The organism is Xanthobacter cornucopiae (genome assembly GCF_043195065.2).
Taxonomy (GTDB): Bacteria; Pseudomonadota; Alphaproteobacteria; order Rhizobiales; family Xanthobacteraceae; genus Xanthobacter.
Genome location: NZ_CM195531.1, coordinates 606,166 through 621,664 on the forward strand (window position 1 = coordinate 606,166; position 15,499 = coordinate 621,664).

The window sequence follows — 15,499 nt, forward strand, 5'->3', positions numbered from 1 at the left end:
TCAGCTTCCGCCGGCGGCGGTGGGCGCCAGCATGCGGCGCACCAGCGCGGACAGCGCCGACATGCGCCGGGGCAGGTCCCAGGCGGGGTGGAGCTGGTGATGCAGGATCAGGCCGTCGGCCATCACCTGGAGCATGATCATGACGTCGTCCAGGTCGAGGGCGGGGTCGATCTCGCCCCGCGCCATGGCGGTGGCCAGGGCCTCGCGCAGCTGAGTGCGGGTCTCCTCCTCGCACGGCTCGATGGCGGCCCGCATGCGGGTGTTGCGGATCGCCTCGGCCATGATCTCCGGTCCGAGCTGGGCGGTGGGCAGGCTGGGTTCTTCCAGCATCAGCCGCAGGCAGTCGGAGAGGGCATCGAGGATGGAGGGCGACTGCGCCACCGCGTCGAGCATGTGCTGGCGCTCGCTGCGCTCGTCGGCGACGATGGCGGCGATCAGCTCCTCCTTGGAGGGGAAATAGCGATAGAGCGCGCCGGGGCTCATGCCGGCCTCGGCGCAGATCTTCTGCATGGACGTGCCGTGGAAGCCCTCGCGGGCAAAGCAGGCCATGGCGGCGGCCAGGATGCGCCGGCGCTGCTCGGCGCGCCGGTCGGGCGGCGCGGGCGGGCTGTCCGCCGCTGCGGGGGCGGCTGCGGGCGCGGGAGGGGAAGAGGTCATCGCCGGCGGGCCCTGTTGGAGGGTGTGAGCGAACATTCGTTCGCTTGCTCTGGCGACCCTAGCGCGACCGTCGCCGGCGGGGCAAGAGTGAATGTTCGTTCGCACGGTGCGGCCTGAGGCCGCCGGGCGCCGGGCGCCGGCCGGCGCATGCTCACGCCGCCGCGCGGGCTTTGGGGCCAGGAGGCTTTGGGGCCAGGAGGCTTGGGGCCAGGAGGGTGGCGTCGGGAGCGGGCGCGGGGATGCGGCGGGGAGGGGCCGGGCGCTGTGCGGGGGGCGGTCTGTGGGGAGGCGTGGCCGGCGCCCCTTGAGGCGGGGGAGCGGAGGCCTTACCTCTCAGCTCTCACCGGAGACGGATGCCAGATGCTCGCCGCCGCCCTTGAAGCCCTGCGCCAGACCTTTTCGCCGCTCCTGCGGGGGGTGCTGCTGCGCTCCGTGGGGTTCGCCCTCGGCCTGCTGGTGGTCCTCGCCATCGCGCTCGAGGCGGCCCTGGCCCATGTGGTCGACGTGCCGTCCTATCCCTGGGTCGAGACCACCCTGGCGGTGGTGGCGGGGCTGGGGCTGGTGTTCGGGGTGTTCTATCTGGTGCCGGCGGTGTCCTCGCTGGTGGCGGGCCTGTTCCTGGACGAGGTGGCGGAGAAGGTGGAGGCGGCGAGCTACCCGGGCGATCCGCGCGGCACCGCGCAGCCGCTGTTGCGCGGCATGGTCTATTCGGCGCGCTTCTTCGGCCTGGTGCTGGCGGTGAACCTCTGCGCCCTGCTGCTGCTGCTGGTGCCGGGCGTCAATGTGGTGATCTTCTTCGTCGCCAACGCCTATCTCATCAGCCGGGAATATTTCGAGCTGGCGGCCATGCGCTATCGTTCGCCGCAGGAGGCCCGCGCCCTGCGGCAGGCGAACGCCACCACGGTGTTTCTGGCCGGCCTGCTCATTACGCCGATCCTGTTCATCCCGGTGCTCAACCTCATCATGCCGGTGTTCGGCACCGCCTTCATGGTGCACCTGCATCGCCGCCTCGCGCCGCTGCCGGCGCGGCGCGCCGCCGATGGCGGCCTCGTCATCGAGGGCAAGGCGCTGTGAGGACGAGGGACGGCGCGCCGGCGCATACCGTCAGTGCAGACCGGTGGCGGCGAGGGCGGTGATCTGCCGGATCGACACGCGCCCGGCGTCGAAATCGCCGATGACGGCCTCGAACAGGCGGTGGAAATTGAGCTGGGCGCGCAGATGCAGGAACGCGGCGCCCAGCCCCACGGCGGCGCGGTCCATGAACACGAACTCGCGCGGCACCGTCACCGGGCCGAGCCGCTTCAACTCGGTGTGGACCTTGAAGGCCTCCTTGCGGCCGTATTGGCCGGGCGCCACCCCATCGGCGATGGTGCGCACCCGGTCATCCAGGAGCGGGCCATAGATGAAACGGGCCCAGATGTTCAGGGCGTCGATCAGGTCCTTGTTGAGCCCCTTGAAGCCCCAGGTCTCGTAGGCGTGGACCACCCGCGCCGCATCGCCCTCCAGAAGGCCGCGATAGAGGTCCACCACCCCGGCCACGAACAGCGGCGGAAACACGCGGATGCAGCCATAGTCCAGCAGGTTGATGCCGGCGGGCCGGCCGGCGGCGTCCAGGAACACGGTGTAGTTGCCCAGGTGCGGGTCGCCATGAATGACGCCGAACCGGCTGAAGGGCTGCCACCACGCCGCGAACAGCGCCTCGGCCAGGGTGTTGCGGTCGGCCAGGGGGTGGCGGGTGAAGGTGAGGATCTTCTCGCCCTCCAGCCACTGCAGGGTGATCAGGCGGCCGGTGGAGAGCTCGGCCCGGGTGGCGGGCACCCGCACCCGGGGCTCGTCCGCCAGCATCAGGGCGTAAAGGGCGGCGTGGCGGGCCTCGCGCCGGTAGTCCAGCTCCTCCCGCACCCGATCGCCGATCTCGCGGGCGATCTCGCGGGTGTCGAGGGTCTGGTCCATGCGCCGGTGCAGGGAGAACAGGAGCTGGAGCTGTTTGAGGTCGGCCTCGACCGCCGCCTGCATGTCCGGGTACTGGAGCTTGCAGGCCACGGTCTCCCCGTCCAGCGTCACCGCCTTGTGCACCTGCCCGAGGGAGGCGGCGGCCGAGGGCTGGTGCTCGAAGCGGGCGAAGCGCTGCTCCCAGTCGCGGCCCAGCTCCGCCGTCATGCGGCGCTTCACGAACGACCACCCCATGGGCGGGGCATCGGATTGCAGGCGGCGCAGCTCGGCGGCGTATTCCGGCGGCAGCAGGTCCGGCACCGTGGCCATGAGCTGCGCCACCTTCATCAGCGGGCCCTTCAGCCCGCCCAGGGCGGCGGCCAGGGCGGCGGCGGTGTCGCCGGCGGTGTCCGCGCGGCCGAGCAGGCGGTTGCCGGCCATGCGCGCCGCCACCCCGCCCATGTTGGCGCCCACCTTCGCATAGCGCGCGGCGCGGGCCGAAAACCGGTTTCTCTCGTCGTCAGCCATGCTTGCTCGCGCCTCGCCGCCGCGCCGCCGTCCTCACCGCGCCCGTGCCGACCGGAAGGTCAGGGCGCTGAGAATGAGGAGCGAAAGGGGCGTCAGCACGTCGGTGTAGAGAATGGGGCCGGCATTGCCCGGCGCCAGGTTGCCGGTCGAGGCGATCTCCACCACGTGCACCGCCGCTGCGCCGCCGAGGAAGCCCGCCGCCATCACCGCCGCCGCCAGGCGGAAGCCCCAGCTCGAATAGAAGGCGGCGATGACGCCGACGAGGCCGATGCCCAGATTCGCCGCGCCCACCTCGGTCTGGAACGGGCTCGTCGCCCAGCCGATGGCTTGCGCCGACTCGGCGGGAAACACGATGTGCCCCAGCGCGCCCCACAGACCCATCAGCCCCAGGGGGATCAGATTGATGTAGCGCAGCAGCCGGTCGGTGATGAGCGCGAAGCCGCGTGGCCCCGGCGCGCGCGCCACCGACACGGCGGCGAAGGCGAGTGCCGCCAGCCAGGAGATGATGGGGACCCAGAACACCATGTGCGGCACCTCGATCAGCGTGCGCTGCAAGGTGACAGATACCGCGTCCCCCCGCCAGGGGAACGTGGCCGAGGGGAACGTGGCCGAGGGGAACGTGGCTGCGGGGAACGTGGCCGAGGGGGACGTCGCTGAGGAGGCTTGGCCGAGAGGGACATGGCGGCCGGACATGGCGGAGAACCGGGCGCGGGCCGGGGTCAGGCCACGGCGTAGAGCGGATGCTCGCGGCGGATCTCCTCGCTCAGGATTTCCTCCACCTTGGCGAGGGCGGGGCTGCGGGCGCCGGGCCGGCCGTAGAGCACGAATTCCATGTCCGGCAGGGCGGCGGTGCCGAGGTCGTTCACCACCGCGAGGTCATGCCGCAGCGAGCGCGGCGCCCGCACCGTGACACCGATGCCGGCGCCCACGGCAGCCATCAGCCCCGGCAGGCTGGGGCTGGTGAAGGCGACGCGGAACGCCCGCCCCGCCGCGCTCAGGGCGGCGATGGCGGCGCTGCGGCAGATGCAGGGATTCTCGAACAGCACCAGCGGCACCGGCGCGTCGCGGTCGAGCCTGAGGTGGCGCGAGGCGATCCACACCAGCGGCTCGCGCAGCAGCGCCGTGGCCGGAAGGTCGGTGTCGTGCCGAAAGCCGACGGTGAGGTCCAGCTCTTCCACCATCAGCTTCTCCAGCATGGCGGCGGTGGAGCAGACCCGCACCGTGATGGGCGCCTGGGGGAAGGCGGTGGACACGCGGGCCAGGATGCGCTGCATCACCCCCTCGCCCACGTCCTGCACGAAGCCGAGCCGCAGCGGCTGGGCAAAGGTGCCCTCCACATGCTGGGTCAGCACCTGGTCGTTGAGGTCCAGCAGCCGGCGCGCGTCGTCCAGGAAGGCGCCGCCCCGCGGGGTCGGCACCACGCCGCGGCCCTTGCGCTCCAATACCGCGAAGCCGAGGGTCTCGGTCAGGCGGTCCATCTGCAGGCTCACCGCCGACTGGCTGCGCCCCACCCGCCGCGCCGCCGCCGAGATGGAGCCGAGGTCCGCCACGGCGACGAAGCTGCGCAGCAGGTCGAGATCGAAGTTCCGGATCATTCTATGAGGATAGCAAAATCCTCGAATTTTTTAATTCAATTTTTTTCATGAATAGGTCGGCCCTAAGGTCAGTCTCGCCGCTCCGATGGCGGCAGGAGATGGACCCATGCCCTTGCTGAACGTGACGATTTCCGGAGACGCCGACGACATCCTGGCGGCCCGCGTGGCCGCCGCCCTGAGCGCGCTCACCGCCCGCATCCTGCGCAAGGACCCGAGTGTGACGGCGGTCGCCGTCGGCTTCATTCCCGCCGCCCGCTGGTTCACCGGCGGCGTGTCGCTGGCGCAGAAGGGCGCCTCGTCCTTCGCTCTCGACATCCTGGTGGTGGACGGCACCAACACCAAGGACGAGAAGGCGGCCTATCTGGAGGCGGTGTTCGCCGCGATGGCGGAACTGCTGCCGAATCTCGATGCCGACAGCTACATCCTGGTGCGGGAGGTGAAGGCCGACGCCTATGGCTATGGCGGCCGCACCCAGGAGCGGCGCTATGTGGAGAAGCGCCTCGCGGCGTCGGCATAGGGCGGGGCATCGTCGCGGCCCTTTCGTCGCGGCTCTTGCATTCGGCGGCGGGTTGCGCCTCAACTCCCCCGCATTCCCGCAGCGCAAGGGACCGAGGGACGAAGACATGACGCGACTGACGCTGGCCCTGCTCGCGGGCGCCGTTCTGCTGGCCGGCGCGGCGCGCGCCGACACCGCGGCGGGGGATCGCTGCGCCGCCAAGCTGCCCCCCGAGGCCCGGGCCATCTACATCGCCAGCGCCCCGAGGCTGGTGCCGGGCGCGGACGGGCGCGCCGTCGTCACCGAGGAAACCCGCAAGCTGGTGCTGGCCGGGACGGTGGATTTCGCCAAGGCGCAGGACTCCGCCCTGGCCGCCGCCGATTGCCTGGTGCTGCGCTGAGGCGGCGCCACGCCCGATCCTCGCATCTGTTGTCAGCGCCGCGCGCGCTGACTATAGAACCAGACGGACGAGATGGATGCGGCGCCCGGCCGTCCCGCGCGGGACGCGGCGCCGCACGACGAAGCGGGCTGGGAACCATGGTGGCACGCATCTACAAGCCGACACGCAACGCCATGCAATCCGGCGTGGCCAAGACCAAGCACTGGGTCTTGGAATACGAGCCGGAGAAGCCACGCACCGTGGAGCCGCTGATGGGCTACACGTGCTCGGTGGACATGCACAGCCAGATTCGCCTCACCTTCGACACCAAGGAAGAGGCGGTCGCCTACGCCGAGCGCAACGCCATCCCGTATCAGGTGTCGGAGCCCCATGAGACGGCCCGGCGCAAGATCGCCTATTCCGACAATTTCGCGTTCCGCCGCGTCGGGCAGTGGACCCACTGAGGCCATCGCCACGCGGTGGGCCAGGAGACCGCGGTTAAGCAGGGGACCACGGGTTAAGCAGGAGACGAAGGGTGAAGCGGCCGGGGGCGTGAGCGCCCCCTGATTCGCTGTTCACGGCCCGGGTTTCCCGTCTTTGACCTGGGTTCGCCCGCGAGCGGTGGCCCCGCGGGCGGGGCGCGTGGTGAATCGCGCGCGGGCTGATTTGACCGGCCGGACTTCCGGCCCCGTAGCTCAACTGGATAGAGCACTCGCCTTCTAAGCGAGCGGTTGCGTGTTCGAGTCACGCCGGGGTCGCCATCTTTTCCGCATGCGGTGCCGACTCAATCCGGTCCCGGGGGCCGCCGAGGCGCATCCTCGACGCCTGCGCCCGACCCGGCGCGGTCGTGCTTCGAGCGGTTCCTGGTCTTGCGCGCCTTTACCTTGGCGAGCTCCTCCGGCGCATAGTCGGAGGCGAGGTCGAGTCGGCGGATGCCGATTTTCACATAGGCCTCGTTCAGCTCGATGCCGAGGCTGCGCCGGCCCAGGCGCCGGGCCACGGCGCTGGTGGTGAAGGTGCCGGCGAAGGGGTCCAGCACCAGGTCGCCCGGCCGGCTGGAGGCGCGGATGATCCTCTCCAGCAGCGCCTCGGGCTTCTGCGAGGGGTGGTTTTCGTATTCGGCCATGCGGAAGCGCACGCGCGGCAGGCTCCAGACATTGCCCGGCACCTTCTCGCGGCCATAGGGGGCCGGCGGGTCCTTGCGATAGTCGATCAGCCCCCGGCGGGCGCCGGTCTTGGCCTCGACCATGATGTCGTCGGCGTTGAAGGTGTAGGCGCCGCGATCCATCACCATGTGCAGGATCGGTTCCCACATGGAGCCGAACATCTTGCGCGCCTGCACGCCCGAGCTGTCGTAGGCCCAGACGATGCGCGAGAGGATGTGGAATCGCGCGCGGCAATACAGGTCGAGGCGGGGCATCGTCTGGGTGGAGCACATGAGGTAGAAGCTGCCGCGCGGCGTCAGCACCCGGTGGCATTCGTCGATCCAGCGCCGGCACCAGTCGAGATATTCGCCCTCGTCCCGCAGGTCGGTGAGGCCGTCGAAATCCTTGCCGATGTTGTAGGGGGGGTCAGCGAAGATCAGGTCCACCGTGCCGCTGCCGAGGCCGGCGAGGGCGTCGAGGGCGTCGCCGTGGATGACGGCATGGTCGTGCGATCCGATTCTGCGCATGGGTCCTTCCGTCCGGCCCGCGACCCGCCGTCGGGGAGCGCGCCTTGGGGGCGGACCTTATCGCGGGCCGGGCGGACGCGGAACGCCCGCGCCGCCAATGGAGCGCGGCCGCCATGCGCTGTCCGCAGAGCGGCGGGCCGCCCCCGGTCCTTGAACTGCATACCGGATTGGCCGATCAGGTCTGCAATGAATGCGGACCCGTCTCAAGGGCCGCACGGCGGCGCGCGCCGAGGCGCCGCCGGCATCGGGAGGAACTATGTCGGCTCAACTCCCCCTGCGTCGCCTGTTCGACGCGCCCTATCTCCTGCTCTGCCTCACCGCCCTGCTGTGGGCGGGCAATTTCGTGGTGGGGCGCTATGTGGCCGGCCATGTGCCGCCGCTCACCCTGGCGCTGGTGCGCTGGGTGGGGGCGACGCTGCTGATCCTGCCCTTCTCCCATGCCCAGGTGATGCGCGACCTGCCGGTGATTCGCGCCCATTTCTGGTCGCTGCTGCTGCTGGCGGCGACCGGCATCTCCTGCTTCAACGCCATGAGCTATTACGCCCTGCAGTACACCGAGGCCTTGAACGGCCTGCTGCTGCAATCCATGGCGCCGCTGCTGGTGGGCGTGTGGAGCTTCGCCTTGTTCCGCGACCGCCTCAGCCTCGGCCAGGCGGCAGGCATCCTCACCTCCCTGTGCGGGGTGCTGCTCATCATCAGCCGCGGCGACATGGACACGCTGATCCACCTCAAGCCGAACATCGGCGACGTTTGGATCGTGGTGGCGCTGCTGATCTACGCCTTCTACGCGGCGATCCTGCGCACCCGTCCGCCGCTGGGGCAATTGTCGTTCCTCACCGTCATCATGGCGCTGGGGGCGGTGCTGCTGGTGCCGTTCGGGCTGTGGGAGGCGCTCACCGGCCATGTGCTGGTGTTCGACGCGCAATCCCTGCTCGCCCTGGCCTATGTGATGGTCGGCCCCTCGCTGGTGGCCTACCTGTTCTTCAACCGGGCGGTGGAACTGATCGGCGCCAATGCCGCCGCGCCGTTCCTGCACCTGATGCCGGTGTTCGGCACCGGCCTTGCCATCGTCTTCCTGGGCGAGGCGGTGGCCTGGTTTCATCTCGGCGGCTATGCGCTCGTCATCTGCGGCATCGTGCTGGCCACCCTCTCCGCTCGCAACGCCCGCCGGGCGGCGGACGCGGCGGGCGGCGCGGCGGATCGCGGCCAACGCTGAGGCGGGGCCGCGCGCGGGTCAAAAGCTCAGGCTCTTCAGCTGCCGCACCTGCGGCAGCGCCTGGAGCCGCGCCAGCACCGGCGCCGGCACGGGGCCATCCACCGCCGCCAGGGCGATGGCGCGGCCGCCGCGATGGTCGCGGCCGAGGGCGAAAGTGGCGATATTGACGCCTGCCTCCCCGAGCATCCCCGCGAACTGGCCGATGAAGCCGGGCGTGTCGGCACTGGCGGCATAGATCATGGACGGGGCGAAGGCCGCGTCCAGCTTGATGCCCCGGACCGCCACAATCCGCGGCTGCCCGTCGGCGAACACCGTGCCGGACAGCGTGCGCTCATCCCGGTCGGTCACCACCGTCAGGGTGACGAGGCTGTCATAGTCGCCGGCGGCGGCGCGGGTGGTTTCCTCCACCACCACGCCGCGGGCCTTGGCGATGGCCGGCGCGGAGACGGCATTGACCTCGGCCAGCATGGGCCGCAGCAGGCCGGCGACGGCGGCGGCGGTCAAGGCCTTCACTTTCAGCGCCGCGACGGCACCCTCGTAGGTGACGGTGACGGTCTTGATGTCGGTGTCGGTGAGCTGGCCGGCGAAGGCGCCCAGCTTTTCCGCCAGGGCGACGAAGGGCGCGAGGCGCGGCGCCTCCTCCGCGGTGATGGAGGGGAAGTTGAGGGCGTTGGCGATGGCGCCGTCGAGCAGGTAATCGCTCATCTGGGCGGCCACCTGCAGCGCCACGTTCTCCTGGGCCTCGCGGGTGGCGGCGCCGAGGTGGGGGGTGCACACCACCGTGTCGCGGCCGAACAGCGGATTGCGCCGCGCCGGCTCCTCCACGAACACGTCCAGCGCCGCGCCCGCCACGTGGCCGCGATCGAGAGCGGCGGCCAGCGCCGCCTCGTCCAGCAGTCCGCCGCGGGCGCAATTGATGATGCGCACCCCGGGCCTGGCGCGGGCGATGGCCTCCGCCGAGAGGATGTTGCGGGTCTTTTCGGTGATCGGCGTGTGCAGGGAGATGAAGTCGGCGCGGGCCAACAGCTCGTCCAGCTCCACTTTCTCCACGCCGAGGGCCAGCGCCCGCTCCACCGACAGGAAGGGATCGAAGGCGATGGCCCGCATCCGGAGCCCCAGCGCCCGCTCGGCCACCAGGGACCCGATGGTGCCGCAGCCGATGATGCCGAGGGTCTTGCCGGTCAGCTCCACCCCCATGAAGCGGTTCTTTTCCCATCGGCCGGCCTGGGTGGAGGCGTCGGCCGCCGGAATCTGGCGGGCCAGGGCGAACATCAGGGCGATGGCATGCTCGGCGGTGGTGATGGAATTGCCGAACGGCGTGTTCATCACGATCACGCCCCGGGCGGTGGCCGCCGGCAGGTCCACATTGTCCACGCCGATGCCGGCGCGGCCGATCACCCGCAGCCGGTCGGCCCGCGCCAGGATCTTCGCCGTCACCCGGGTACCGGATCGGATGGCGAGGCCGTCATATTGGCCGATGACCTGCGCCAGGCGCTCCTTGTCGCGGCCGAGGTCGGGCTGGACGTCCACCGCAATGCCGCGATCCGCGAACACCTGCACGGCGGCGGGCGAGAGGGGGTCGGAGATGAGAACGCGGGGGGCCATGGGATGAACTCCGGTGAGGAGCGCCACCGCGCCCGTTCGCAAGGCCACGACCCGCCCGGGCGCGGTGGGAAGGCCCCGCGTCAAGGGGCCCCGGGGGGGGGGCGCCAAGGGGTTCGGGCCGAAGGTTCGCGCCAAAGGGGTTCGCGTGAGGGGCTTCCGGCCAGGGGGCCGGACGGCCGCCATGCCTTGCGTCCCCTGGCGCTGGCCGGGGCGCGCGACGCTGGGAACTGCCCGCTTCGCGACCGCCCGATGGCGGCCCCGGGGGCGCGATCCCGGTGTGCGGGATCCCGCAGGCCCGATCCCGCAGGCGCGATCCCGCAGGCGCGATCTTGGCGCCGCGACCCTGAAGGTGCGGTCCTTGGCGCGCGGGACCTTCGGGGCGCCGGTTGCGCCCGCCGGCCCGCCTTCAGGCGCGGCCGGCGGGCGGACGGGCTCACGCCGCCTGGGGCAACGCTGCCTTGGCCTCGGTGAAGGCCCAGTCCAGCCAATGGGTCAGGGCCGCCACGTCGGAGCGCTCCACGGTGGCGCCGCACCAGATGCGCAGGCCGGGCGGCGCGTCGCGATAGGAGCCGATGTCATAGGCGATGCCGCCCTTCTCCAGCCCCGAGGAAATGGCCTTGGCGAACGCCGCCTGGGCCGCCGCCGGCAGCGCCGTCACGTCCGGGTCGACCACCCGCAGGCACACCGAGGTGTTGGAACGGCTCACCGGGTCCTTCGCCAGGAAGTCCACCCAGGGCGTCACCGCCACCCACTGGGCGATGGCCTCGAAATTGCGGTTGGAGCGCGCCTGCAGGGCCGAAAGGCCGCCGATGTTGCGCGCCCACTTCAGGGCGTCGATATAGTCTTCCACGCACAGCATGGAGGGGGTGTTGATGGTTTCGCCCTCGAAGATGCCCTCGATCAGCTTGCCGCCCTTGGTGAGGCGGAAGATCTTCGGCAGCGGCCAGGCCGGCGTGTACGTTTCCAGCCGCTCCACCGCGCGCGGGGAGAGGATGAGGATGCCGTGGCCCCCCTCGCCGCCGAGCACCTTTTGCCAGGAGAAGGTGACCACGTCGAGCTTGCGGAAGTCCAGCCGCTGGGCAAACGCCGCCGAGGTGGCGTCGCAGATGGTGAGGCCTGCGCGGTCGGCCGGAATCCATTCGGCATCGGGCACCATCACGCCGGAGGTGGTGCCATTCCAGGTGAAGACCACGTCGTGGGTGAAATCCACCTGGGCGAGGTCGGGCAGGGCGCCGTAATCGGCGGTCAGCGCCCGGGCGTTGGCCAGGCGCAGTTGCTTGGTCACGTCCGTGATCCAGCCTTCGCCGAAGGATTCCCAGGCCAGCATGTCCACAGGCCGGGCGCCCAGCAGCGACCACAGCGCCAGCTCCACCGCTCCGGTGTCGGAGGCGGGCACGATGCCGATGCGATAATCCGCCGGCACCTCAAGCACGTCGCGGGTGAGGTCGATGGCTTCCTTGAGCTTGACCTTGCCCACCTTGGCGCGATGCGAGCGGCCGAGCGGGGCGTCGGCCAGCGCCTCCAGCGTCCAGCCGGGACGCTTGGCGCAGGGGCCGGACGAGAAATTGGGATTGTCCGGCCGCGTGGCAGGAGCGGGATTCGCGGTCATGTCGCCATCCTTCCAGATGATCGCCTCCCGTTGGGGGGAGGTGGCCCACCGCAGGCGTTACGCCCGCCGCGGAGGGGGCGTCAAGGACAAGATGGCGTCACCCGGCGCCGGTCGAGCCGGGGCGATCCGGACCGGGGCCGGCCCTTCGTTCACGGCGCCAGGCCGGCCCGCGCCGGTGCTGCGGGGCCGGGGCCTCACATCGTCGGCGCCATCCGCGCGGCCCGCCGCGCCTTCAGCCGCACGCCGATGAAGGCGGCGATGAACACGGCCGTCATCAGCAGCACGATGGTGGGGGCGGGGGCACTGTCGAGGAAGAAGGAGGCGTAGACGCCGAGGACCGCGCAGCCCGCCGAGACCGCCACCGCGATGCACAGCATCTGCCCGAACCGCCGGGCCACCAGGAAGGCGATGGCGCCGGGCGCGATGAGCAACGCCACCGCCAGGATGATGCCCACCGCCTTGAGCGCCCCCACCACGGTGAGCGAGAGCAGCACCAGCAGCCCGTAATGCAGCAGCTTCACCGACAGGCCCATGGCCTTGGCCTGGGCGGGATCGAACGCATGAAGCAGCAGGTCGCGCCAGCGCACCACGATGACGCCGGTGACCAGGGCGGCGATGAGCCCGGTTTCCAGGATGTCGGCGGGCCCCACCCCCAGCATGTCGCCGAACAGGATGTGGTCGAGATGCACGTCGGACTGAATCTTGGTGTAGAGCACCAGGCCCAGGCCGAACATGCCGGAGAACACCACCCCCATCACCGTGTCTTCCTTGATGCGGCTGTTCTCCTTGAGGTAGCCGGTGGCGAGCGCGCAGCCCATGCCGGCCACGAACGCGCCGATGGCCAGCGGCAGGCCGGCCATATAGGCCAGCACCACCCCCGGCAGCACCGCGTGGGAGACCGCGTCGCCCATGAGCGACCAGCCGCGCAGCACCAGGAAGCAGGACAACAGCGCCATGGGCACCGCCACCAGCACCGAGATCACCAGCGCGCTCACCAGGAAGTCGAACTGGAACGGCTGGGCGAGGGTTGCGAGCAGGCCCATCATCCCGCCTCCGGCAGGCGCTTCAACGCCGCGGCGGCCTGGCGGCGGGCGGCCAGCAGGCCGTGCCTGGGGGCGAGCACGAAGGCGATGAGAAAGATCAGGGTTTGCGCCACCACGATGATGCCGCCGGTGGCGCCGTCGAGGAAATAGGACACGTAGGCGCCGATGGCGCTGGTGAGCATGCCGATGGCCACCGAGATGGCGATCAGGCGGGGAAACCGATCGGTGAGCAGGTAGGCGGTGGCGCCCGGCGTCACCACCATGGCGATGACCAGGAAGGCGCCCACCGTCTGCAGCGCCGCCACGGTGCAGGCGGCCAGCAGGGTGAAGAACATCACCTTGAGCGCGGTGGTGCGCAGGCCGATGGAGCGGGCGTGGCTCTCATCGAAGAAGGTTACCATGAGGTCCTTCCAGAACACCAGCAGCAACGCCAGCGAGATGAAGCCGATGAGCGCCAGTTGCAGCGTGTCTTCCGGCGAGATGGCGAGGATGTTGCCGAGCACGATGGTCTGGATGTTCACAGAGGTGGGCGACAGCGACACCATGAACAGGCCCAGCCCGAAGAAGGAGGTGAAGATGAGGCCGATCACCGCATCCTCCTTCAGCTTGGTGCGCTCGTTGAGGAACAGCATGGCCCCCGCCGCCAGCGCGCCGGAAAAGAACGCGCCCACGGAGAACGGCAGCCCCAGCATGAAGGCCCCGGCCACCCCCGGCACGATGGCGTGGGAAAGCGCGTCGCCGATCAGCGACCAGCCCTTCAGCATCAGGAACGCGGACAGGAAGGCGCACACCGCCCCCACCAGGGCGCTCACCCACATGGCATTGGTCATGTAGGAATAAGCGAACGGCTCCAGCAGCACCGACATCAGCCGATCCCCTCCGAGGCGCCGGCCGCGCCGGAGGCGGCGGGCCGGTCCTTGAACAGCACCAGCGGGCGCTCGTCGTCGGTGAGCACGCCGACGGTGCCGGGGGCGGTGGCGTGGCCCTCGTCCAGCACGAAATGCCGCAGCACGCCGCCGAACGCCTTTTCCAGGTTGGCCTGGGTGAAGATCTCGTCGGTGGGGCCGGCGGCCAGCACCGTGCCTTTCACCAGCACCGTGCGGTCGCAGAACTCCGGCACCGAGCCCAGGTTATGGGTGGACACCAGCATCACCCGGCCCTCGTCGCGCAGCGCCTTCAGCAGGGCGATGATGGCATCCTCGGTCTTCACGTCCACGCCGGTGAAGGGCTCGTCGAGCAGGATCACCCGGGCGTCCTGGGCCAGGGCCCGGGCCAGGAACACCCGCTTCTTCTGCCCGCCCGACAGTTCGCCGATCTGCCGCGTGCGGAACGCGGCGAGGTTCACCCGCGCCAGCGCCGCCTCGACCGCCGCATGGTCGCGGGCGCGGGGAATGCGCATCAGGCCCATGTGGCCATAGCGGCCCATCATCACCACGTCTTCCACCAGGACCGGGAAGTTCCAGTCCACCTCCTCCGATTGCGGCACATAGGCGACGATGTTGCGCTTCAGCGCCTCGCGCACCGACAGGCCGAGAATGCGCACCTCGCCCCGTGCGGCGGTGAGGAAGCCCATGATGGTCTTGAACAGCGTGGACTTGCCGGAGCCATTGACCCCCACCAGGGCGGTGATGGTGCCTACCGGAATGTCGAAGCTGGCATCCCGCAGGGCGGTATTGCCGTTGCGATAGGTGACGGTGACATGCCGGACGCTGAGGCCGCCGCCCGGCGCGGCGATCTCGGGGGAGGTCTGTGCGGCGGGAAGCGGCGCGTTCATCGGGCGGACCCTTCAGGGGCGGTCTGTGCGGAGGCAAGGCTTTCGGCCAGGCCGGCGGCGATGGTGCCGGTGGTGGCCGTCAAAAGGTCGAGATAGGTGGGCACCGGGCCGCCGGGATCGCTCAAGGAATCCACATAGAGCACGCCGCCATAGCGGGCGCCGGTCTCCCGCGCCACCTGCTCGGCCGGCTTGGGGGAAATGGTGCTCTCGGAAAAGATGACGCCGATCTGGTTGGCGCGCATGGCGTCGATCACCCGCCGCACCTGCTGCGGCGTGCCCTGCTGGTCGGCATTGATGGGCCACAGGTACAAGGTCTTCAGGCCGAAGTCGCGGGCCAGATAGCTGAAGGCGCCCTCGCTCGTCACCAGCCAGCGCCGCTCCGCCGGAATCGCATCGAAGGCGGCGCGGGCTGGGGCGATGGCAGCGGTGATCCGCGCCTTATAGGCCTCGGCATTGGCCTTGTAGGTCTCGGCATGGGCCGGATCATGTTTGGCGAAGGCGTCGCGGATGTTGTCCACATAGACCAGGGCCGCCTGGGGCGACATCCAGGCGTGGGGGTTGGGCTTGCCCTTGTAGGGCCCCTCGCCGATGCTCATGGGCTCCACGCCGTCCGACACCACCACGCCCGGCACGCCCTTCAGGCGCTGGAAGAACTTCTCGAACCACAGTTCCAGGTTCAGCCCGTTCCACAGGATCAACTGGGCATCCTGCGCCTTCAGGATGTCGCCCGGGGTCGGCTGGTAATTGTGAATCTCGGCCCCGGGCTTGGTGATGGATTCCACGATGGCCGCGTCCCCGGCCACGTTGCGGGCCATGTCGGCGATGACGGTGAAGGTGGTCACCGCCTTGAACTTGTCCGCCGCGTTGCCCGCCGCGTTGTCCGCCGCTTGGGCGCACGAGCCGGAAAACGAAAAAGCCAGCACTCCGGCGACCGCCGCGCCTAGAAAAGACCGGCGCGCCCTACGCTCCGACATGGCTCTCTCCTCACGCTCC

General features: G+C 70.3%; 16 protein-coding genes and 1 tRNA gene. 6 read left to right on the forward strand and 11 right to left on the reverse strand.

The window, feature by feature from the left end; translation table 11 throughout:
* Complete coding sequence (locus V5F53_RS02650) at positions 1–657, reverse strand: TetR/AcrR family transcriptional regulator (protein ID WP_393996921.1); 657 nt, start codon at positions 655–657, stop codon at positions 1–3.
* A gap of 360 nt (positions 658–1,017) precedes the next feature.
* Between V5F53_RS02650 and V5F53_RS02655 the strand changes: the two genes are divergently transcribed.
* Positions 1,018–1,731 (forward strand): sulfate transporter family protein, encoded by a 714-nt coding sequence (locus V5F53_RS02655; RefSeq protein ID WP_393996922.1) that lies wholly within the window; start codon positions 1,018–1,020, stop codon positions 1,729–1,731.
* 30 nt (positions 1,732–1,761) lie between these two features.
* On the opposite strand, the gene V5F53_RS02660 is transcribed toward V5F53_RS02655, so the two are convergent.
* The 3 genes from V5F53_RS02660 to V5F53_RS02670 all read right to left on the reverse strand — a co-directional run bounded on the left by V5F53_RS02660 (position 1,762) and on the right by V5F53_RS02670 (position 4,712).
* Positions 1,762–3,117 (reverse strand): ABC1 kinase family protein, encoded by a 1,356-nt coding sequence (locus V5F53_RS02660; protein WP_393996923.1) that lies wholly within the window; start codon positions 3,115–3,117, stop codon positions 1,762–1,764.
* A 33-nt stretch (positions 3,118–3,150) separates the two neighbouring features.
* A complete protein-coding gene (locus V5F53_RS02665; RefSeq protein ID WP_393996924.1) occupies positions 3,151–3,672 on the reverse strand; it encodes a DUF6790 family protein in 522 nt (173 codons plus the stop codon).
* A 164-nt stretch (positions 3,673–3,836) separates the two neighbouring features.
* Positions 3,837–4,712, reverse strand: coding sequence for a LysR substrate-binding domain-containing protein (locus V5F53_RS02670; protein ID WP_393996925.1), 876 nt, complete (start codon positions 4,710–4,712; stop codon positions 3,837–3,839).
* A 106-nt stretch (positions 4,713–4,818) separates the two neighbouring features.
* Here V5F53_RS02670 and V5F53_RS02675 point away from each other — a divergent pair, with 106 nt between their 5' ends.
* The 4 genes from V5F53_RS02675 to V5F53_RS02690 all read left to right on the forward strand — a co-directional run bounded on the left by V5F53_RS02675 (position 4,819) and on the right by V5F53_RS02690 (position 6,348).
* The gene (locus tag V5F53_RS02675) at positions 4,819–5,229 is read left to right on the forward strand and encodes a tautomerase family protein (RefSeq protein ID WP_393996926.1); all 411 of its coding nucleotides are present in this window, start codon (positions 4,819–4,821) and stop codon (positions 5,227–5,229) included.
* A 106-nt stretch (positions 5,230–5,335) separates the two neighbouring features.
* Positions 5,336–5,608: a hypothetical protein gene (locus V5F53_RS02680; protein ID WP_393996927.1), complete on the forward strand. Its 273-nt coding sequence runs from the start codon at positions 5,336–5,338 to the stop codon at positions 5,606–5,608.
* 137 nt (positions 5,609–5,745) lie between these two features.
* On the forward strand, positions 5,746–6,051 hold the full coding sequence (locus V5F53_RS02685; RefSeq protein WP_393996928.1) for an ETC complex I subunit: 306 nt from the start codon (positions 5,746–5,748) through the stop codon (positions 6,049–6,051).
* A gap of 220 nt (positions 6,052–6,271) precedes the next feature.
* Positions 6,272–6,348, forward strand: a tRNA-Arg gene (locus V5F53_RS02690).
* Positions 6,349–6,371: 23 nt separating this feature from the next.
* On the opposite strand, the gene yhdJ is transcribed toward V5F53_RS02690, so the two are convergent.
* Entirely contained in the window at positions 6,372–7,259 is an 888-nt protein-coding gene (yhdJ, locus tag V5F53_RS02695) for an adenine-specific DNA-methyltransferase (protein ID WP_393996929.1), read from the reverse strand.
* Positions 7,260–7,515: 256 nt separating this feature from the next.
* Between yhdJ and V5F53_RS02700 the strand changes: the two genes are divergently transcribed.
* Positions 7,516–8,475, forward strand: coding sequence for a DMT family transporter (locus V5F53_RS02700; RefSeq protein ID WP_393996930.1), 960 nt, complete (start codon positions 7,516–7,518; stop codon positions 8,473–8,475).
* Positions 8,476–8,493: 18 nt separating this feature from the next.
* Here V5F53_RS02700 and serA read toward each other — a convergent pair whose 3' ends face one another.
* From serA to V5F53_RS02730, 6 genes are all read right to left on the reverse strand, one after another.
* Positions 8,494–10,080: a phosphoglycerate dehydrogenase gene (gene serA / locus V5F53_RS02705; protein ID WP_393996931.1), complete on the reverse strand. Its 1,587-nt coding sequence runs from the start codon at positions 10,078–10,080 to the stop codon at positions 8,494–8,496.
* A gap of 433 nt (positions 10,081–10,513) precedes the next feature.
* Positions 10,514–11,689, reverse strand: a complete 1,176-nt coding sequence (locus tag V5F53_RS02710; protein WP_393996932.1) for a phosphoserine transaminase — start codon at positions 11,687–11,689, stop codon at positions 10,514–10,516.
* Between the two features lie 194 nt (positions 11,690–11,883).
* On the reverse strand, positions 11,884–12,735 hold the full coding sequence (locus V5F53_RS02715; RefSeq protein WP_393996933.1) for a metal ABC transporter permease: 852 nt from the start codon (positions 12,733–12,735) through the stop codon (positions 11,884–11,886).
* The gene (locus V5F53_RS02720) at positions 12,732–13,598 is read right to left on the reverse strand and encodes a metal ABC transporter permease (protein WP_393996934.1); all 867 of its coding nucleotides are present in this window, start codon (positions 13,596–13,598) and stop codon (positions 12,732–12,734) included. The genes V5F53_RS02715 and V5F53_RS02720 overlap by 4 nt, the downstream gene beginning before the upstream one ends.
* Entirely contained in the window at positions 13,598–14,506 is a 909-nt protein-coding gene (locus V5F53_RS02725) for a manganese/iron ABC transporter ATP-binding protein (protein WP_393996935.1), read from the reverse strand. Before V5F53_RS02725 ends, V5F53_RS02720 begins: the two co-directional genes overlap by 1 nt.
* Entirely contained in the window at positions 14,503–15,480 is a 978-nt protein-coding gene (locus tag V5F53_RS02730; RefSeq protein ID WP_393996936.1) for a metal ABC transporter substrate-binding protein, read from the reverse strand. The genes V5F53_RS02725 and V5F53_RS02730 overlap by 4 nt, the downstream gene beginning before the upstream one ends.
* Positions 15,481–15,499: the final 19 nt, after the last annotated feature.